The 16,159-nt window shown below is 67.5% G+C and carries 27 protein-coding genes; 17 read left to right on the forward strand and 10 right to left on the reverse strand.

What is annotated here, in order from left to right; translation table 11 throughout:
* The first annotated feature begins 124 nt into the window (after positions 1–124).
* From A7U43_RS27970 to A7U43_RS30630, 8 genes are all read left to right on the forward strand, one after another.
* Positions 125–610 (forward strand): helix-turn-helix domain-containing protein, encoded by a 486-nt coding sequence (locus tag A7U43_RS27970; protein ID WP_418287712.1) that lies wholly within the window; start codon positions 125–127, stop codon positions 608–610.
* Between the two features lie 409 nt (positions 611–1,019).
* Complete coding sequence (locus tag A7U43_RS27975) at positions 1,020–1,601, forward strand: exonuclease domain-containing protein (RefSeq protein WP_068004430.1); 582 nt, start codon at positions 1,020–1,022, stop codon at positions 1,599–1,601.
* A gap of 73 nt (positions 1,602–1,674) precedes the next feature.
* Entirely contained in the window at positions 1,675–1,962 is a 288-nt protein-coding gene (locus A7U43_RS27980; protein WP_231963889.1) for a hypothetical protein, read from the forward strand.
* A complete protein-coding gene (locus A7U43_RS27985) occupies positions 1,959–2,666 on the forward strand; it encodes an HNH endonuclease family protein (RefSeq protein ID WP_068004004.1) in 708 nt (235 codons plus the stop codon). The genes A7U43_RS27980 and A7U43_RS27985 overlap by 4 nt, the downstream gene beginning before the upstream one ends.
* Positions 2,667–2,722: 56 nt before the next feature.
* On the forward strand, positions 2,723–3,436 hold the full coding sequence (locus tag A7U43_RS27990; protein ID WP_068004015.1) for an 8-oxoguanine DNA glycosylase OGG fold protein: 714 nt from the start codon (positions 2,723–2,725) through the stop codon (positions 3,434–3,436).
* A 112-nt stretch (positions 3,437–3,548) separates the two neighbouring features.
* Complete coding sequence (locus tag A7U43_RS27995) at positions 3,549–4,493, forward strand: AcrVA2 family anti-CRISPR protein (protein WP_068004020.1); 945 nt, start codon at positions 3,549–3,551, stop codon at positions 4,491–4,493.
* Positions 4,490–4,834, forward strand: coding sequence for a uracil-DNA glycosylase family protein (locus A7U43_RS30625; protein ID WP_335582843.1), 345 nt, complete (start codon positions 4,490–4,492; stop codon positions 4,832–4,834). Before A7U43_RS27995 ends, A7U43_RS30625 begins: the two co-directional genes overlap by 4 nt.
* Before the next feature lie 10 nt (positions 4,835–4,844).
* A complete protein-coding gene (locus tag A7U43_RS30630; protein ID WP_335582844.1) occupies positions 4,845–5,084 on the forward strand; it encodes a hypothetical protein in 240 nt (79 codons plus the stop codon).
* A 5-nt stretch (positions 5,085–5,089) separates the two neighbouring features.
* Here A7U43_RS30630 and A7U43_RS28005 read toward each other — a convergent pair whose 3' ends face one another.
* The 3 genes from A7U43_RS28005 to A7U43_RS28015 all read right to left on the reverse strand — a co-directional run bounded on the left by A7U43_RS28005 (position 5,090) and on the right by A7U43_RS28015 (position 8,071).
* Positions 5,090–5,725 carry a hypothetical protein gene (locus A7U43_RS28005; protein ID WP_231963890.1) on the reverse strand — a complete coding sequence of 212 codons (636 nt, stop codon included), beginning with the start codon at positions 5,723–5,725 and terminating at the stop codon, positions 5,090–5,092.
* Positions 5,726–5,826: 101 nt separating this feature from the next.
* Positions 5,827–7,662, reverse strand: coding sequence for an AcrVA2 family anti-CRISPR protein (locus A7U43_RS28010; RefSeq protein ID WP_068004025.1), 1,836 nt, complete (start codon positions 7,660–7,662; stop codon positions 5,827–5,829).
* On the reverse strand, positions 7,649–8,071 hold the full coding sequence (locus A7U43_RS28015; RefSeq protein WP_068004027.1) for a hypothetical protein: 423 nt from the start codon (positions 8,069–8,071) through the stop codon (positions 7,649–7,651). Before A7U43_RS28015 ends, A7U43_RS28010 begins: the two co-directional genes overlap by 14 nt.
* A gap of 261 nt (positions 8,072–8,332) precedes the next feature.
* On the opposite strand from A7U43_RS28015, the gene A7U43_RS28020 reads away from it, so the two are divergent.
* The 4 genes from A7U43_RS28020 to A7U43_RS28035 are packed head-to-tail and all read left to right on the forward strand — an operon-like array spanning position 8,333 to position 9,821.
* Positions 8,333–8,551, forward strand: a complete 219-nt coding sequence (locus A7U43_RS28020; protein ID WP_068004033.1) for a hypothetical protein — start codon at positions 8,333–8,335, stop codon at positions 8,549–8,551.
* Between the two features lie 43 nt (positions 8,552–8,594).
* Positions 8,595–9,047, forward strand: a complete 453-nt coding sequence (locus A7U43_RS28025) for a hypothetical protein (RefSeq protein WP_068004036.1) — start codon at positions 8,595–8,597, stop codon at positions 9,045–9,047.
* A gap of 46 nt (positions 9,048–9,093) precedes the next feature.
* The gene (locus A7U43_RS28030; protein ID WP_068004039.1) at positions 9,094–9,537 is read left to right on the forward strand and encodes a hypothetical protein; all 444 of its coding nucleotides are present in this window, start codon (positions 9,094–9,096) and stop codon (positions 9,535–9,537) included.
* Complete coding sequence (locus A7U43_RS28035; RefSeq protein WP_068004041.1) at positions 9,537–9,821, forward strand: hypothetical protein; 285 nt, start codon at positions 9,537–9,539, stop codon at positions 9,819–9,821. Before A7U43_RS28030 ends, A7U43_RS28035 begins: the two co-directional genes overlap by 1 nt.
* Positions 9,822–9,862: 41 nt before the next feature.
* Here A7U43_RS28035 and A7U43_RS28040 read toward each other — a convergent pair whose 3' ends face one another.
* Both A7U43_RS28040 and A7U43_RS28045 read right to left on the reverse strand, forming a co-directional pair.
* Positions 9,863–10,102 (reverse strand): hypothetical protein, encoded by a 240-nt coding sequence (locus tag A7U43_RS28040; RefSeq protein WP_082902521.1) that lies wholly within the window; start codon positions 10,100–10,102, stop codon positions 9,863–9,865.
* 74 nt (positions 10,103–10,176) lie between these two features.
* Positions 10,177–11,016: an NBR1-Ig-like domain-containing protein gene (locus A7U43_RS28045; protein ID WP_068004431.1), complete on the reverse strand. Its 840-nt coding sequence runs from the start codon at positions 11,014–11,016 to the stop codon at positions 10,177–10,179.
* 182 nt (positions 11,017–11,198) lie between these two features.
* On the opposite strand from A7U43_RS28045, the gene A7U43_RS28050 reads away from it, so the two are divergent.
* The 4 genes from A7U43_RS28050 (at position 11,199) to A7U43_RS28065 (ending at position 13,283) form a co-directional block, all read left to right on the forward strand.
* Positions 11,199–11,684, forward strand: a complete 486-nt coding sequence (locus A7U43_RS28050) for a hypothetical protein (RefSeq protein WP_068004045.1) — start codon at positions 11,199–11,201, stop codon at positions 11,682–11,684.
* Positions 11,685–11,761: 77 nt separating this feature from the next.
* Positions 11,762–12,538, forward strand: coding sequence for a hypothetical protein (locus A7U43_RS28055; RefSeq protein ID WP_156526208.1), 777 nt, complete (start codon positions 11,762–11,764; stop codon positions 12,536–12,538).
* Positions 12,539–12,568: 30 nt separating this feature from the next.
* Positions 12,569–12,898 carry a hypothetical protein gene (locus A7U43_RS28060; RefSeq protein WP_068004059.1) on the forward strand — a complete coding sequence of 110 codons (330 nt, stop codon included), beginning with the start codon at positions 12,569–12,571 and terminating at the stop codon, positions 12,896–12,898.
* A complete protein-coding gene (locus A7U43_RS28065; RefSeq protein ID WP_068004061.1) occupies positions 12,885–13,283 on the forward strand; it encodes a hypothetical protein in 399 nt (132 codons plus the stop codon). Before A7U43_RS28060 ends, A7U43_RS28065 begins: the two co-directional genes overlap by 14 nt.
* Here the strand turns inward: A7U43_RS28065 and A7U43_RS30570 are convergent.
* The 5 genes from A7U43_RS30570 to A7U43_RS28085 are packed head-to-tail and all read right to left on the reverse strand — an operon-like array spanning position 13,280 to position 14,856.
* A complete protein-coding gene (locus A7U43_RS30570) occupies positions 13,280–13,414 on the reverse strand; it encodes a hypothetical protein (protein ID WP_257747860.1) in 135 nt (44 codons plus the stop codon). The genes A7U43_RS28065 and A7U43_RS30570 overlap by 4 nt on opposite strands.
* Positions 13,411–14,055, reverse strand: a complete 645-nt coding sequence (locus tag A7U43_RS28070) for a hypothetical protein (protein ID WP_068004436.1) — start codon at positions 14,053–14,055, stop codon at positions 13,411–13,413. Before A7U43_RS28070 ends, A7U43_RS30570 begins: the two co-directional genes overlap by 4 nt.
* A complete protein-coding gene (locus tag A7U43_RS28075) occupies positions 14,052–14,375 on the reverse strand; it encodes a type II toxin-antitoxin system PemK/MazF family toxin (protein ID WP_068004062.1) in 324 nt (107 codons plus the stop codon). Before A7U43_RS28075 ends, A7U43_RS28070 begins: the two co-directional genes overlap by 4 nt.
* Complete coding sequence (locus A7U43_RS28080) at positions 14,372–14,608, reverse strand: antitoxin MazE5 (RefSeq protein ID WP_068004064.1); 237 nt, start codon at positions 14,606–14,608, stop codon at positions 14,372–14,374. The genes A7U43_RS28075 and A7U43_RS28080 overlap by 4 nt, the downstream gene beginning before the upstream one ends.
* Positions 14,609–14,655: 47 nt before the next feature.
* Positions 14,656–14,856, reverse strand: coding sequence for a hypothetical protein (locus A7U43_RS28085; RefSeq protein ID WP_068004067.1), 201 nt, complete (start codon positions 14,854–14,856; stop codon positions 14,656–14,658).
* 191 nt (positions 14,857–15,047) lie between these two features.
* Here A7U43_RS28085 and A7U43_RS28090 point away from each other — a divergent pair, with 191 nt between their 5' ends.
* Positions 15,048–16,154, forward strand: coding sequence for a hypothetical protein (locus A7U43_RS28090; protein ID WP_068004070.1), 1,107 nt, complete (start codon positions 15,048–15,050; stop codon positions 16,152–16,154).
* Positions 16,155–16,159 lie beyond the last annotated feature (5 nt).

Genomic DNA, 16,159 nt, shown 5'->3' on the forward strand with positions numbered 1-16,159 from the left:
GTGGTGCGTGTATGCGGGGAAACTTCACCGAATCCCTCCTCATCGTGGTCCCGTTTCGACCACCGTACTCTACGTTAAGACCAAACGTAAAGACCGAACGATTGTTGGATATGGGGGTGCTTGAGTGAACCTTTTCGACTATGGGCAGCAGCGGGAACCTCGCATGACGCGCCGCGTACTGCGCGGGTTCAACGCCCAGGCCTTCTCCCAAGCCCGGCAGCACAAAGGCCTCAGCGTCAGCGACCTTTCCCGCATGGCAGGCGTGTCCGACGCGGCGATCTGGAAGTGGGAGGCCGGCACGGCGACCCCGTTGATCGACCTGCTGGCCCGCGTGATGCGCATCCTCGATGCCCCGATCGAGCAGGTCATCACGATCCCGGCCGACGAGCGCTACCCCGGCGACTGGCGAGCGATCCGAGGCATCAGCCAGCCTGAACTCGCCGCGACGGCAAAGATTCCGACCACCACGCTCAAAGGCATTGAACGCGGCGACAGGAACCTGAGCGACGCCAACGCCGACAAACTGGCAGACCTGCTCGGGATCAGCGTCGAGGAGTACCGGGCGGCGTACCAACGTGCCCGAGAGCGCCCGGCCGGCACCTCCGTCTAACAGGCGGCGCAGATCCAGCAAACCCGAACTTGCAAAAAATGGCAGTACACGACGAAATCCGCAACACCTTGAATGCGGCGACGAACGGGTCGCCGAAGGCGCCAGTGTCACGGCAAAAAGCCTGCTGGCGAGGTAGTTCACCCCCATGTCACCTCCTAGGTGAATTACGCTACCGCCCCCCGCGGGGGGGTTTGCACACCAAAATTCCAACAGCCTGACAAGCAGAAGTCACGAAAGTGGGCAAAGGAAAAAACGACAATCCATCGGTAACGATTCGATAACAATCGACCGAGGTGCTGATAATGGCAGCCGAGGCAACCCCGCCAACAGCAGCCGGTGATCAGCCCAAACGCGCTGACCGGCAGCTCGACATCACGACTTGTCAGTGCCGACGGCCAAGCTGGCCCTCATGACCCGCCCCACCGAGTTCGTCGTCATCGACGTCGAAACGTCCGGATTCGACCCCGGCTGCGCACGCGTCCTGAGCCTGGCCGCGCTGACCGCCACCGCAGACGGAACCGTCGTGGACTGCATGCACACCCTGCTTAACCCTGGAGTGGATCCCGGACCCACCGACATCCACGGCCTGACCGCACCAATGCTGGACGGCTACCCCGACTTCGCCGACATCACCGCACAGCTGGTGCCGATACTGCGCGACCGGATCCTGGTCGCCCACAACGCCGGATTCGACTACGCGTTCCTGGCCGCCGAAGCGCACCGCTGCGACACCGAGCTGCCGGTCACCAACGCACTGTGCACGCTCGACCTCGCCAGCCGACTCGACCTGGGCCTCGACAGTCTCAGCCTCGCCGCCCTGGCCGCCCACTTCGGCGTCGCTCAAGCCCGCCCCCACGACGCACTCGACGACGCCAGAGTTCTCGCCGAACTACTTCCCCATCTGTTGCGCTGCGCCACCCAACGCGGCATCGCTCTGCCGATCCGCGCGGCCGCAACACTGCCCCCGGTGCTACTGCGCTCGGCCGCGTAAGACCCGGCGAGCGTTTGACCCCCGTGTCGCATCACGGCGTTACCGTCGGCCCATGCAGCACAGTCCCTGCGAAGTGACACGGCCGCAGCTGCTTCGGCTGTACGCCGCGAACCTGGCGAGCGCATTCATCATGGGCATTACTGTGGCAGCACCGATTACGGGTGCTGCCTCCATGGTCGCCCTCGGCGCAAGCTGCCTGTCCGAGGCCGGCTGCTCGGCTCCGACATTCGTCGACCAACTAGTACCCGTCATCGGTGTGACCGCCTGGGCGCTCACCTCCGTGAACGTCGGAGTACTCCAGATCCGAACGCTGCGCCGCATGGCCTCGGTACGCCCGTCGCCGAAGCTACCCATCCGATGAGGATCCGGCGCAGCGGGTGGATGGCCATCGCCGCGGCCCTCGTGGGCGCCGCGACATGGCTGCACCCCACCCTCACTGACGACGTCACCACGGCGCCGTCCCACGCTCAACCCGCCGCCGTCAGCGGCGACATCGCCGCACTTCTGCAGCAGGTTCGCGTCATCGACCGGCTACCCGACGTCGACGGCTATGACCGCGGCTGCGGCAAGGGCGAGGGCTGCGTATTCGGGCCGGCATGGAACGATCCCCTCGACCACAGCGGATGCGATGCCCGCAACAAAATTCTGGCCTCCTCGCTGCGCGACGTCACGTTCAAGCCAGGTACCCGCAACTGCAAGGTCATCGGCGGAGTGCTCGACCCCGACCCCTACACAGGGCAGCGAATCCCACTGCAGGACAGAGCGATAGAGGTAGACCACGTAGTGCCGCTGGCCAGAGCGTTCGCGCTCGGTGCCTGGCAGTGGGACCCGAGGCAGCGCCAAATCTTCGCCAATGACCCGATCGAACTGATCCCGGTGTCCAAGGCCGCCAACCGCCAAAAATCCGACTCCGGCCTCGACGAGTGGCTGCCGACGTTCCAGCCGTGCACCTACATCCAGCGCTACCTCGCCGTCGCGGCCAAATATCAACTGCCGATCACCGCCGCCGAACGCGCCGTCGCGACCACCACCTGCCCCGCCGGAGCGGAAGCACCAGCCGCCTGATCCCAGCCCGGTAATTCCCATACCGCCGCAACCGGCGTACTGCCAGAATTGTCGCGATGGCCGCTACACCGCTGACTGAGGTCCGCCTGCCCGAGCAGGCACTGTCCGAGCTGTCCGGCATCAACGAAAACCAGTGGATCCGCGACCACGCGATCAGCGTCGGCAGACCCTGGTGGACCCAAACGCTGGCCGAACACGGTTTCGACGACACCCTCACTGGCGAGACAATCCGCCGCGCCGACATCTTCGCCCTCTCCGACGCCGCCGCCGACGATCCCGCCGCTGCGCTGACCCTGCTGTGGAACGCGCTGGCATGGGGCAGCGGGGACAAACGGCGCAACAACAAGGCACGCATCGCCGCGGTCGCCGCCCACCCCGAGGCCGCGGCCGCACTGCTCCAGCAGGCCGCCGCACTGAGCCGCACCGACCCACAGACCGCCTACGAACTGCTTTACCCGCGCAACCGGACCGCCATCGCCGGACTGGGGCCAGCGTTCTTCACCAAGTACCTCTACTTCGCCGGCGGCGGCGAGGCCCACCACCCATGCGCCATCCTCGACGAGAACGTCGCCCTGGCCCTGCAGAAGAGCTGCGGCTGGGCCTCACTTCCGCTCAGCGGCTGGCTGTCCACCGCCTATCAGCGCTACGCCACACTGCTGGGCATGTGGACAGACCAACACCACCTCGGGCGCCGCGACTCAATCGAACGATGGCTGTTCGAGGCAGGCAAGACCACACCGCGGCGGCCCACCTCCGGAGACCCGTCATGACCGCTCTCGACGAGCACCTCGACGCCAACACCTGGTGGCCGAACATCTCCTGCGGCGACACCGTCACAGCACCGCTGCGCCAGGTCACCGACGAGCTTCACGAGCACAAGCGATGAGCCGCCGACAAGGAGTCCCCTGGGCGGCCACCAGCGTGCCCGAGATCCGCCGGCAATGGTGCAACGCCCTGGACCTCACCGCCGAACGATTCACCTCCCAGGGCATGTCCCCACCACCACCCGGCACACCCGGCAGCCGGCGCCTGGAGCGCATGCAATCCAAGCTGGCCGCCGAGATGGAAATCATGAAAACCGAAACCCGGGCCATCGGCGACGCCGAAATGTTCTGGGTGGCAAGAGACATGGTGGACACCGCCCTCGACGCCGCAGCGACCCTGCCCGAATGGACACCCGCGCTGGCCTGCCCCACACCCAACGGGCTGCTGTGCTGGGCCAAACCCGCCGGCACCGTCCCCTTCGGCCCAAGGCCCACCGCCACGACCGACGTCCCATGGGACGCGGTGTGGTGGTGGATGCGACCCGACGGACAGCTCCACATGTCACCGTCGAGCCGGTTCACCAAACACGCAGACCTCATCGCCCCGTTTCAGGTCACCACTCCGCTGTGGTCAGCGCACACCATCGTCATCGACCCCACCCAGCCACGCACCGAGGAAGCCAACGGCACCGAAGCAGCACACCCGTTCGTCTCTGTCGTCGGCGCCGCCTGGTTGCTGATGGGACAACCCGCGGTCACCGAAACCCGCGCCATCACCGACACCACCGCAGCACCCCGCACCGGCGGCCGCGGCCCAGAGCTCGCACCGCCGCCGGCCGTCACCCTCATCGACATACGCCGCCCCCAACGAACACCCCACGACCCTTCCGAGGCAACCGGCGAGCGCCAGTACCACCGCCGGTGGTGGGTGGGCGGACACTGGCGCCAACAGGCCTGCGGCCCCAACCACAGCCAGCGCAAACCGATCTATGTGGCGCCCTACATCAAAGGGCCCGAAGACAAACCACTGTCCAGTGAGCGCGTCAACGTGTGGCGGCGATGACCGACACCCGCGAGCGCCGCATGCGCACCCTGGCCACCCGCATCAGAAACTGCACCGCCTGCGACGGCATGAACATCCCCCACATCACCCAAGCCGCACCCGGTTACGGCTCCGCCCAATCCCCGGTGATGATCGTCGGCCAAAGCCTCTGCGGGCCGTGCATGGCCACCCAGATTCCCTTCACCGGCGGCAGCGGCCGATTCCTCGACCGCGCTCTCGACGCCGCCAAGCTCACCAAGGAATCCGTGTTCACCACCAACGTCGTGCACTGCCATCCCCCGAAGAATCGGCCCTCACTACCCCACGAGATCGACAAACTGCCGCCCCTACCTGGCAGCTGAAATCGACATCGTGGCACCACAACTGATCATCGGCCTCGGCCGAGACGCCCGCGCCACGCTCGAACTCCTCCAACCCACCGCGCCCGTCCTGCCATGGCCGTTCACCCGGCCCCGCAAGACCCCCGCCGCCACCGACCCGACGCGGTTGCTGTTCGCGCCGCACCCGTCATGGATTGCCCGCCAACCCCGCCCCGTCCAAGACGACTACGTGGCCACCCTCACCAAGGCGCTGCGCTGGGCTTTCACTTAGAATCATCACCACTGCCACGGCAGACGAATCTCCGCCAGGGCCACGGCGCCACCGGCCTGAACGCGCTGCCGATATAGCCACAACCAGTCCATGTGATTCGGGTAGAAACCGGGTCGCGTCCAAGCATGCTCAAGTGAACCCGCCGGCACCCGCGGCCGTCCGTTCAAACCCGGAAAATCGGGCGGAAACATCAGATACGACCGCCCCAGCTCGTCGAGCACCATCTCCGACCCGTTACCATTCGGGAACAGAAAATGCCATGGCCACCACCGGCCGAGCCACCGAAAATCCTCGTCGACATAACCGCGGGACCGCGATAGCGGCGGCGCGCGCAGGTACCCGTCCTCGAAATACTGCCGGGTCGAATCCGCCCAACGGTAGTCCGCAGCCAGTGCCTTGACGATCTGGCGGGCATTCGGCAGCGCCGCCTCCTCCACGACCTCGACCGACACCGCCCTGACGGGCCCACGGAACCGCACACCGAGAGTCGAAAAATCCGGATCAACCTCTGCCACCAGGGAACCCGGACTGATCTCGCACACCGCGTTGCCCCCACCGAGCACACTGAACGCCAGCGCCACCTCCCGCGACCCACTCGCATAGACGTACTCCCGGCATTCCGGCGAAGCGTCAGCGCGCACCGCACAACCACGCATCTGCGCAGTCTCAATCCACCGCACGCTGAACGGATCAAGGCACGGTCCCAATCCGTGCCAGTACCGCGCCGGCCGCTTCCGCCTGTTCACCGCGGCTCCGCCAGCGTCGGCGCCGGCAGCCGATAGATCTGCGGCCGATCAGACCCCAGCCGTCCAGCGTTGACCATCACCGGGGCGATCCGGACCCGACGTGTCTGCGTGCGCCCTGGCCCGAAATGCTGACGCCGCCAGTGACCGCGGCGGCGGTGCGGTGCGGTGGTGCGCCCGGTCGGCTCACCCTTGGCCGTCGGCTGCGGGTCCGCTGGCGTCGTGGCCGTCACGTTGAGCACGTGCACCGAGTCCTCGGGGCGTTTCGCAGTACCGGAGCTGGGCGCGGCCACGGACTCCTGTTCGTCCTCGCCGCGCTTGTGACCGGGCCGGTGCCAGTCCGCCCAGGCGGCGACCGCCGCGGCGTTGGTGACGAGATTGGCGTAGCTCGTCGCACTGCGAGACGCCGGGACCACCCAGCGGCCCAAAGTCGCGCCGGCCGTCGCTGACGGGATGGCCACACACCAGCCGAACAGGTCATCCAGACGTCCGTGCGCATCGGCGAGCAACAAGACGGCCTCGATGTGTGCGCCTCGCGCAGCAACGGCATCCCAGAACGCCGGAAGCGGAGACTGGAAGTTGTTGGTCGCGCCGATCATCATCTCGCGGCCGTCCGGCAGCTCCCTTCCGGAGCCGACCAGGTGGTCGATCCAGCGCATTCGAGCGTCATCGCGCAGCACCCCGTTGTCGATGGCTGGTAGCCGCGCCGGTTCGGCGAAGGTCACCAGCACCTGAGCGAACGGCATCCGCAGATCCTCGACGTCCTCCCCTGACAGCGGCTCGGAGTCCAGGTAGGCCATGGTGTGCCCCGGCGGCAACCAGAACGGAACGGCCGCGGCCGCAGCCACCGCAATCCGCCCGTTCGTCACCGTCCGGTGCCGACCCCATGCGCCGACCGCCGACACCGCGTACCAGGCCTGCATCGCGGCGGCATCAGCCGGCGAAGGATACGGCGAACTGCCCGCCACCAGAGACGGAATCTGCGACCGCGCCGCCGCCGTCACGTTGTGCTGCAGACTGCCGATGAACGCATCCGCAACCACCGGCGCCCCCGCCGCGGTGGCCTTGTCGCGCAGCGCCGCCGAACCGGTAGACAACTCGGTGACGGCGGGCACCGCGGCCGGCGCATCGACAGTCACCGCCACACCCTCCGGACAGCCACCCAGCATCCGAGAAACCGGATGACCGGGGTCGGCGGCGATGTTCAACCACGGCGGCGGTGACTTGAAAGCGATCACCGCGGCGGTGTCCGCCGCGAGGGCATCCATGTAGGCGTCCCACGCCGGGCCGTCGACATCGGTCACATCGTCGGGCAGCACTGTGCCGGTCGCGTAGGCAACCGATTTCGCCAGCGCCATCTTCTGCTCGACCGTGAAGTCCAACGGGGCGTCCTTGCGGATGCCGCGCGCACGCTGAATCGCTTCGGTCTGAACCGAATTCAACCGGGTGGACACCACACCCTCAGTCAGATACGCCCGGTTGCCGGACAGGATCGCGTAGAACGACTCCGGCCCGAACGTCTCCCAGCCCCAATCCCCGATCCGCGACCAATGACGAGCCAACTCCCGCACCGCCTCGTCGAGCTGGCGCGACGCCACACGAATGGCGTCCCGGTCAACAGCGATGCGCTGCAGCTGCGGCGCGCACACCGCATCCCGCGCCGCGATCGCCGCACGCAGCTCAGCGCGCAGTCGGGCATCCAACTCGGCGCGTTCGCGCATCGCGGCCAGCCGCGCCAGCTCCTCGTCGAGCTGGGCTCGCACCTGCGCCAAATCGGTGGCCAGCTGCGCCGCATCCTGATTGTGCTTGCGCTGCTTGTACTTACCCCTGGCCATCGACGTGGACCTCCTCGGGCAGGATGCTGTGCAATCCCGCCGCAATGAGATCGCGCGCGACCTGCGCGCGCCGGTCCCGCACCGCGGGCAGCCCCTCAGCGATCGCGTCACGGTGGCCAAGAACGTACGCCGGCGCCTCGTCGAGCAGATCCGCCACGCGTTCGACGTTGCGGGCGATCGTGTCGACATGGCGCCAGTGCTTGTGAAACTCCTCGATGTCGGCGGCCACCTTCTCGCGGGCCTCCTCCAGCAGCGGGTTGGTCACCGCATCGCGATCCCGATAGGCCCGCGCTGTCGCCGACCGCAGAGCGTCCGGATTGGCCAACCCCTGCTCAAGGCTGGTGCGTTCCTTGATGGCGGCACGCACCTGCTTCTGCAGGCGCTGCAACTCCTCGACGTCCTCGGCCATGGCGTCCCTCCCGCTCCGTGCTGCCAGGGTTGATGATGCTCCCCGAGTACGACACGCCTGCCCCGCGCCGCCGAGTCCTTCTCGCCCGTAGAAACCGGTGCCCGTCGGTGTCCACATCCGGCTTTAGCATCACTTTTACCGCAACACCATGGAGCCGCCGCACATGTTCGAGACACTGCACGCCAGCCACAACGGCAACCCTCACCGGGTCCGGCTGCGCGATCGGGAAGACATCGCTGAGCGAAACGGACAGGCAGCTCCATGACCGAGCCGAGCCTGTTGGACGCCGCAGGCATCGACAACAGTCCGCTGCTGATGGTGGTCATCGGCGCGGTAGGTGTGCTGGTCGCCCTAGGTCTGCTGCGGTTGCTGCGACGCATTAAGCGGCTGATCTGGACTGCAGCGGTATTAGCCGCCGCAGGCGGCGCGGGTACAGGCGGGGGCTGGGCCTTCCTCGACGCCCTCAAGACGATGCGCTGAGACTGCGCTCCCTAGAATCCGAACGCAACACGACGAGGTGCACATGCTTCAAACCATCCACGCCAGCCACAACGGCAACCTCTATCGGGTCCAGCTGCGCGATCGAAAAGACATCGCCGACCTCGTGCGCGAGCACCGCCTCGAAACAGTCAGCAGCCGCGACAACACGATCGTCTTCTGGTTCACCCCATCCACCCACTGCTCCCACATGCAGCTCAACAAGCAGGCCACCGTACTGCTGCTGATAAGCACCGCATTCACCGCCCGCCAGGTGCCGCTGCTGCGCGGCAACATCGTCATCACCGGCAACGACGGACACGGCAACCCCGCCGCACTCACCCCTGCCCAAATGAACAGGCTCATCAACACCGACCTGACCGGCCGCCAGGAGTGGATCCTCAGCTGGCGATTCACCCGCGACGAACGCGCCCGCCGACGCGCCTCCCGTTCCACCGAAGCCACCCCGATGGCCGCCATCGTGCGGGCCTGGCGGTAGCACCGAACACCACCGACAGCCGCCGGCAGGCCGGTACCGTTCCGGCATGGCAGCCGAGCGCCGCGCCAACAAGGCCAACCCCACCCGCGAACGCCGCGCTGCGGCCAAGCGCCGCGCCGCCAAGAAAGCCGCCCCCACCGAACACCGCGGCCAGGTGTGCTCGTCCTGCGGCTACTTCCCTGCAGACCTCACCTCGACCGGCCTGCTTCCACTGCACAACACCCCGCGCGGCGGCCGCTGCCACGGCACCAACGAGAAACCCATCACCGCGGTCGTCCCCGCCTGGCTGAAACCCGGAAAGTACGCACCCGCATTCGGAACCCGATCCAAAGGCGTCCGCAACACCGCACCCCCACCACGCACACCCGGCACCCAAACCCCCAAACTCACCGACCGCACCGATCTGCCCGACAGCCGCGCCGACACCGACCGAGTACGTCATCCCGGCACCGTCTCCGGCGGCGCGCCGAGCCTCGGCCGGCGCCGCTGATGCCGCGTCGCTCACCCTGGCTCGACGAACGCACAGCCCTGCTGATCAGCCTGCTCACCGACCGCCACCACCTGCCCATGACCGACGGCCTCGAAGACGCGGTACGCCAGGACATCAGCGACCACCTCGACTTCGTAGCCCGCATGATGCGCATCGGCCGCCAGGCCGCCAAGGTCTACGTCACCGACGACGTGATCGGCGAGCTGGCCGGCCGCATCGCCGCCGGCGTCGCCGAAGCACACGGTGTCGTCGACCTCACCACCGAACGACGCAAACGCCGCTAACCCGCAGACGCGCGACGCTGCAGAGTCGTTCGCCACGACCCTCAGCGTTCGCCGGGCTGGCTGTCGTCTCCACCGCCTGCCTCTCGCGGCGGAGCGGAGACCCCCACACCGGTGTGGCCGGGCCAGCGCCTGATGAGCGCCACGACGGCGGCGATGAATGCGGCCACAGCCGCCCCGACGGCAGGCAAGCCGTCGGTGGACCCGGTACGCAGGACTACCACCGCGCACAGCACCAGGTAGGCAACAAAGCAGCCGGCGATCATGAGAGCAATCTGGGTCACAGCGTTCACGGTTCGTCCCTTCCATTGGGTGAAGCGAACCCAGTGAACGTCGTGGACGTGCGTTCTATCGAAAGCTAGAAACGGTCAGCGCGCAGTCGGGCGAGCTTGCGGTCACCGGCCTCGACAGCTCCCGGCACTGACATGTCTGGCTCGGGTGATCCCTCGACGACGCGGATCACCATTCCGATGCCGTAGCTCAAGTCCGGAAAACACAACAGGCCATCGCTGTCGGCCATCTTCCACCTCGGCTCGCAGTGGGAGGTCTCTACTGCGGGGGCGCGAACCGTCACCGAGATGTCGACAGTGGAATCAGGCTCGGTGTCGGCGATCGGCACCCACGGTGGCGATCGCACTAGCCCGTAGCTCGTGGCAGGCCCCACCCGTATGAGCCGGCGTCCCACCCACGGAACTGTCCCAGCGTTGTACAGCCGCCACGACTTGGTGAACTCCAGATTGGGCGGAACGTCAACACCATCGCGCACGGTGAGATCGGCAAGCCATCGCACATCGTCACCCGGAACTCGTCCCCGCTGAGGTGGCCGCGATGGGCGCGAGCGGGGCGGATCAGCGATCCGCACCTGTTCCCACATCTCAGTCAGAAATGGCTGCCCGTTGTTGAACATCTCGTCGTAGAACCACACCAATTCCCTTCCCTGAGAGGGTGTTCGGTCCCTGGAGATGTCCTCGGCCTGGTACAGCGCTTTCACATGCCAGTACGTGCGGTCGGCGCCACCATCAATCAACCGCTGGAGCGCGCCAGCGACAACGGGATCGCACCCCCGATGCCCCTCGGCCTGGAAGCGGCTGATCTCCTCATGCAACCTGGTCACCGTCCACACGAACTCACCACTGTCGTCGAGAAGACGCCGCCGAGTCGACCGCATGTGCGCGGCCAGGTCATGACGCGTCACCATGTGCTGCCTCCCCGCCTCCCGGAACACGCGCCGGGTGCACCGCCGCGTTGAGGCCTGAACGTAGCGCGCACAAGCCTTCGGGGCAGGGCTCCCCGCTCTCTGACGGCATCGCGTCGCTCCAGCCCAACAGTTGGCTCCAACTGCGAGGATCGAGGTCGACCTCGAAGGAAGGACAGCAGCCGATGACGACCGACCCGGTTGACCTCTCCGGTTTCACGGGGTGGGTGCCGTTCGCCGAACTGCCCACTGCCGGCGTCCCGACTGGGCCGGGTGTGTACGTCATCGTGCGCACCACCGACGACCCACCCACATTTCTCGACGTCTCACCAGCGGGGCACTTCAAAGGAAAAGACCCCACCGTGCCCGTCGCCGAGCTGCAGCAGCTGTGGGTGCCCGGCACCCGCGTCGTCTACATCGGCAAGGCCAACCACGGCGGCAACCGCCGACGCGGGCTCTGCAAGCGGCTCGACGAGTTTCGCCGCTTCGGTGCCGGCGAACCCATCGGCCACTCCGGGGGCCGCCGGATCTGGCAGCTCGCCGACCACACCGACCTCCTCGTCGGATGGCGTGAAACCGACGACACCGAAGCGGCCGCCATCGAGACCGCCATGATCGCCCGATTCCGCGCCCACCACGGCCGACTCCCGTTCGCCAACATGCGCGCCTGATGCACCCCGACGACCGGGCGCCTGCTCCGTGCGGCCATCGCGGCTGCCGGCTCAAACCGGTGGAGGTGCGCGCACAGTTGGCGGCCGCCGCGGCGCTCGACGACGCGGACTTGACCCGTGTGTGCGACCAGGACCCGGCGTTCGCCGGCGGGCCCATCCCCGACTTCCGCTCGCCCCGCCACGTCGTCGAAGTCAAAGAGTTGACCAGCCGCCCGCTGCGGGGGTTCAACGCCGCCTACAACAAGCAACCGCGATACATCCCAATCCCGAACCTGCGCCACCTGTGGGCCGCCTCGGTGGACGTCTCGGTCGCCGCCGCGGTTTATGAGGGCGACCCTGAGACGCCGGTGGTCAATACGTTGATCGCGACGTTGACCGAGATGGTCGAAGACCTCGAATCCCGTGGATACACAAACTCATTGCACGACCACGACAACTTCCCGCGCTACGCGAAAGAACTCGGCTTTCACTGCGATCTCACCGTGGTGCCAGACAGCGACCTGAAGCCGGGGATCCTGTTGACGGGCACCATCGTGGGGCGCCCCCGCGCCCTCAACCTTGACATCGACATCACCGCGCTCCTGCAGGACTGGCTCGACTCCGATCAATCCTCCAATGCCCGCCACTCGCTCGCCGGACGCGGCGGAGTTCACGTGCTGGCCGTCGTCCCGAGCCGCGACGGCCCCGCCGCAACGGTGATCGACGCCGTGCGCGAGACGCCCGGCGAGGTCCCCGAGGCCGCGCTCCGGCTACCCGACGGCATCGACGTCCTGGTCGTCGTCACTGATACCGACGTCCTGCGCTTCACCCCCGCAGACGGGTGGTCGCGTCATAGCGCGCCGCGCATCGAGTGACCGCCGGTGGTGTCGGCCGCGACGACCACAATGGGCCACGTGACCGAGAACGCCAGCCCGCACCCGCACCACGTGGAGCAGAAGCCGCGCAAGCGGACAACCCCGGTCGAGGTCGCCGACTTCACCATGCTGGTAAAAGTGCCGGGACAGCCTGAAGCCATCAAGGCCTTCACCGACGACGAAGCCGAGGAAGCCCGCAAGTACGCCGCCGACACCGGCGGAACCGTTGTGCCGCTGCCACTTCCGCCCCCGGACGGCTACACCACCGACGACGCCGGCAACCTCATTCCGTTGCCGCCGCCGACCTGCGCCGGCATGGCCGACGGACCCCAGCCCGAGCCCAGCGATGTCACCGGCTGACGGCCAGCAGGCCAGCCTGGATCTGTGGCCGCGAGAGCACGACCTGCCACCCCGGTGGGACGGCCTGCCCGTGCAGTGGGGCGGCTGGTCTGACACCGCCGGCATGATCATCTGCCCGCCGCCGCGGCGCCCCGAGCGCTGCGCGCGATGCGGCGCCACCGCGGCCGCGTTGATCAACACCGGCCGAATCTTCACCGACCCCGCCAGCGCTCCGCCGGCGATCGGTCGCGCCCGCATGCAGCGCGGTCGCCACCTCGTCGGGCTCATCTCGGCGTTCCGCTGCCCGCACTGCGAGCACGATCGCGTCCTCGACCCAGCCGGCCAGGAGTGGGATCTCGACGACACCGACTACACCGACGACGGCTCCTGGGACGTCAACGCCTAAGCCTGCTCGGTGGGCAGGACCACCGTGAACGTGCCGTCGCGCGGCGGATCGTCCGGATCGAACCCGAACAGCGCGCACAAGCACTCGTCGCCACCCCACATCGAGCACAGCTCGGCTCTGCAGCTGCTCACGATGCCTCCCCGCGCCCCCGGACCCGCCGCCACCACCGGGCGATCGGCCCAACGGAGGAATCGGGCGGCAGCGACATCCTGATGCCGGCGATGTGGATGACCTCCTGCAGCTGCCCATCAGGGGTGGTGCGGTAAGACGTGCCGGCGTTCGTGCCGCCGGCCTCAGTCAGCATGTCCACGATGCGATCCCGCATCGACTCCCGCTCAGCGTCCCACCAGGCGTCCACGGTGTTCAGGACGTGACTGACCGCCCCCGACGTCGGCCGCGGCGGCGGCTGCTCGGCGCTGGCCGGCGTCCACCGCCCCACCACCGGCAGCCACTGGCCCCACGCCGCCGCCAGGGCGTCAACCTCACCCGACAGCTCAGGGGTCACCGACTGGAACATCGCCTGCACGAAAGCCGCATTCGGCAAGTCCTCGACGTGCGGCCCGCCGGACGGGCAGGACCTCGCGAAGGCGATCACCGCACGGGTCACCTCGAGTCCGGCCTCGAAGTCAGCCTGCAACGCGCCCACCGGAGGCGGGGCGTCCTGGGCGGCCGCAGCCGCCATCTCCTCATCCAGGCGGGTGTTGGCCCGCACCCACGCCTCGTAGGCGCTCCCGACGGCAGCCAGAGCCTCGTATTCCGCGTACCTGCTCAACGCCAGTCCACCGCCACGGCCAAAGCGGCGCACACCGCCCGCATCCGATCGTCAGCCAGCCGACCCAACCGGGACCCCAGCGCCGCCACCGGCACGCTCTCGACCAGATCGAGGTTCACCGCCGCCCGCTGCGGCACCGGATCCGCGCCCGGTTCCAGGACGACCTCACTGGCCAACCCGCGCACCGTCGTGGTGCACGGCGCGACCAGGACACGGCGCAGCCGGGGAATCGCGACATCGCGCGAGAGCACGACCACCGGGCGCGGCGCGGCGTCGGTGGTCTCGCACCACCACAGCTCCCCGCGCGCCGGCAGCGTCACCGTCGCCCCGCCGACTGTCGCCAGGCCGCGACGTCGCCCCAGTGGTCGGGCTCATCGGCCGGATGCTCGTCGTAGGCCGCGTAGCTGGCGTCGACCTCGGCGGCCCGGTTCGCCGCCAACAGCGCGGCCAACGCAGTGTCGAGCAGTGCGTGATCCTTCGCGCCGGGCATCTGCTTGCGCACCTGGTCCAGCAGATCGGTATCCACCGTCGTGCTCACCCGTGTGCGCGGCATGCCACAAGTGTGGCACGCGTGCGGGACACCAACGCGCAGTCGAGCGGTCACTGCGGTGGGCGCCCGAAGGCCTCGCGCAGCAGGCTCAACGCGACCCCGGTGGCGGTGATTGCCTGGCCGATGTCACCGGTGACGTACGCGTAGGCGATGCCGACACCGACGGCTGCCACCGCGCGGGCGATGCCGTGTGCGCGATCGCGGCGGGGAGCGTTGCCATTGGTGTCGTCCTGGGGGTGGTGCTCGGTCATGTGGTGATCCCTTCTCGGTGCTGTTGAGCTGCACGCTTCCCGAATCCAAGCGCGGTGGCACGCGCTCAAAGGTGCCGAGTTGGCGGGGCTCAAATGGCCGAGTTGGCGGGACAAAAGGTCACTTACATTGATATTGGATATGGTCAGTTACTCCGCTAACTAGGTATCCGCTATATAGGTACTCTCGTTGTGTGAGCACATCGGAATCCGGCGTCGACGAACCAGGTGCTGCGCAGGACGCCGAACGCGCCCGCCAAGCCGCCTACATGAAGAAGGTCGCCGACAAATACCTCGCGGAACGCAAGGACCGCCGCGCCGAGCTGAAGAAGCGCGAGACCTATGACGCCATCACCCGCGCCACCGAGCGCCTGCAAAGCATCGCCCACCCGGAGCAGCCGTACATCGTCATCCGCTCCGACTTCCTGATCCTGAACACCGGTCGGCCCTACCCCCCGCCGGCGCGGCAGCCGGAGAACATTGCCTCTCGCCCCTCGCTGACTCGGGTCCAGAACGGCAAAAACCCGCACGCTCTGCCGGTCTACCTCAACAGCCTGTTCGTCCATCAGATGCGCGCGGCGTACAAGAACGGCCCCGGCACTCCCCCCGAGCCGTCCCGGCGCCGCAACGCGAAGAGCGACCCGCTCAACAAGGCCACCAACTGGATCGCCCTGGCCGCGCTCGACGTCGACGGCGTCCACATCCGCAACCAGCGCAAGGCGTTCAATCGCGCCCTCGATGCACTCCGTAAGTGGGATCTGGTGTCACTCAACGACACCGGGCAGCGCTACGCCAACTCCACGTTCTGCCGCGAAGACGGGTCCGGCCGGAACTATGTCATCCCACGGGGCACCCCAGCCGCGCCCAAGCACCTCTGCATCCCCACCGAGTTCTTCACCACCGGATGGCATCTGGTGCTCACCCTCAACGAACTGACAACGTTTCTGGCGGTGTGCCACGTTGCCGACCTACGGCTGCAGCACGACCGCAGCACCGTTATGTTCCTGGCCGAATGGTTCCGCTACAGCATGCTCGGACTCACCGACGAGGCCTACGTGTCCATCCACGAGCTGGCCGAGTTCGGACTGATCGAGGTAACCGACCCGATGCCCAACCGCAAACGCGGCCGCATCCAAGCGGGACAGAAGGGCGAGAAACCCCCTGAGCCCTATGAGATTTCGGTGCCGATGTTCAGCGGTATGCCGTCCACCGATGCCCTGTTCGACCTGTCAAAGTTCGATGATCCGGCCATCGACCGTGCGATCTCCACCCTGGCTTTGCAGGCACCCCGATTCAGGTAGCGCGT

The sequence above is a fragment of the Mycobacterium adipatum genome (assembly GCF_001644575.1).
In the GTDB taxonomy this organism is placed as follows: domain Bacteria; phylum Actinomycetota; class Actinomycetes; order Mycobacteriales; family Mycobacteriaceae; genus Mycobacterium; species Mycobacterium adipatum.

Excerpts from the sequence above, each read along its gene's own strand:
- A7U43_RS27975 (WP_068004430.1), top strand. The coding sequence starts at position 1,020 with ATGACCCGCCCCACCGAGTTCGTCGTCATCGACGTCGAAACGTCCGGA.
- A7U43_RS27985 (WP_068004004.1), top strand. The coding sequence starts at position 1,959 with ATGAGGATCCGGCGCAGCGGGTGGATGGCCATCGCCGCGGCCCTCGTG.
- A7U43_RS27990 (WP_068004015.1), top strand. The coding sequence starts at position 2,723 with ATGGCCGCTACACCGCTGACTGAGGTCCGCCTGCCCGAGCAGGCACTG.
- A7U43_RS27995 (WP_068004020.1), top strand. The coding sequence starts at position 3,549 with ATGAGCCGCCGACAAGGAGTCCCCTGGGCGGCCACCAGCGTGCCCGAG.
- A7U43_RS30625 (WP_335582843.1), top strand. The coding sequence starts at position 4,490 with ATGACCGACACCCGCGAGCGCCGCATGCGCACCCTGGCCACCCGCATC.
- A7U43_RS28010 (WP_068004025.1), bottom strand. The coding sequence starts at position 7,662 with ATGGCCAGGGGTAAGTACAAGCAGCGCAAGCACAATCAGGATGCGGCG.
- A7U43_RS28015 (WP_068004027.1), bottom strand. The coding sequence starts at position 8,071 with ATGGCCGAGGACGTCGAGGAGTTGCAGCGCCTGCAGAAGCAGGTGCGT.
- A7U43_RS28020 (WP_068004033.1), top strand. The coding sequence starts at position 8,333 with ATGACCGAGCCGAGCCTGTTGGACGCCGCAGGCATCGACAACAGTCCG.
- A7U43_RS28025 (WP_068004036.1), top strand. The coding sequence starts at position 8,595 with ATGCTTCAAACCATCCACGCCAGCCACAACGGCAACCTCTATCGGGTC.
- A7U43_RS28030 (WP_068004039.1), top strand. The coding sequence starts at position 9,094 with ATGGCAGCCGAGCGCCGCGCCAACAAGGCCAACCCCACCCGCGAACGC.
- A7U43_RS28035 (WP_068004041.1), top strand. The coding sequence starts at position 9,537 with ATGCCGCGTCGCTCACCCTGGCTCGACGAACGCACAGCCCTGCTGATC.
- A7U43_RS28045 (WP_068004431.1), bottom strand. The coding sequence starts at position 11,016 with ATGGTGACGCGTCATGACCTGGCCGCGCACATGCGGTCGACTCGGCGG.
- A7U43_RS28050 (WP_068004045.1), top strand. The coding sequence starts at position 11,199 with ATGACGACCGACCCGGTTGACCTCTCCGGTTTCACGGGGTGGGTGCCG.
- A7U43_RS28060 (WP_068004059.1), top strand. The coding sequence starts at position 12,569 with ATGGGCCACGTGACCGAGAACGCCAGCCCGCACCCGCACCACGTGGAG.
- A7U43_RS28065 (WP_068004061.1), top strand. The coding sequence starts at position 12,885 with ATGTCACCGGCTGACGGCCAGCAGGCCAGCCTGGATCTGTGGCCGCGA.
- A7U43_RS28080 (WP_068004064.1), bottom strand. The coding sequence starts at position 14,608 with ATGCCGCGCACACGGGTGAGCACGACGGTGGATACCGATCTGCTGGAC.
- A7U43_RS28085 (WP_068004067.1), bottom strand. The coding sequence starts at position 14,856 with ATGACCGAGCACCACCCCCAGGACGACACCAATGGCAACGCTCCCCGC.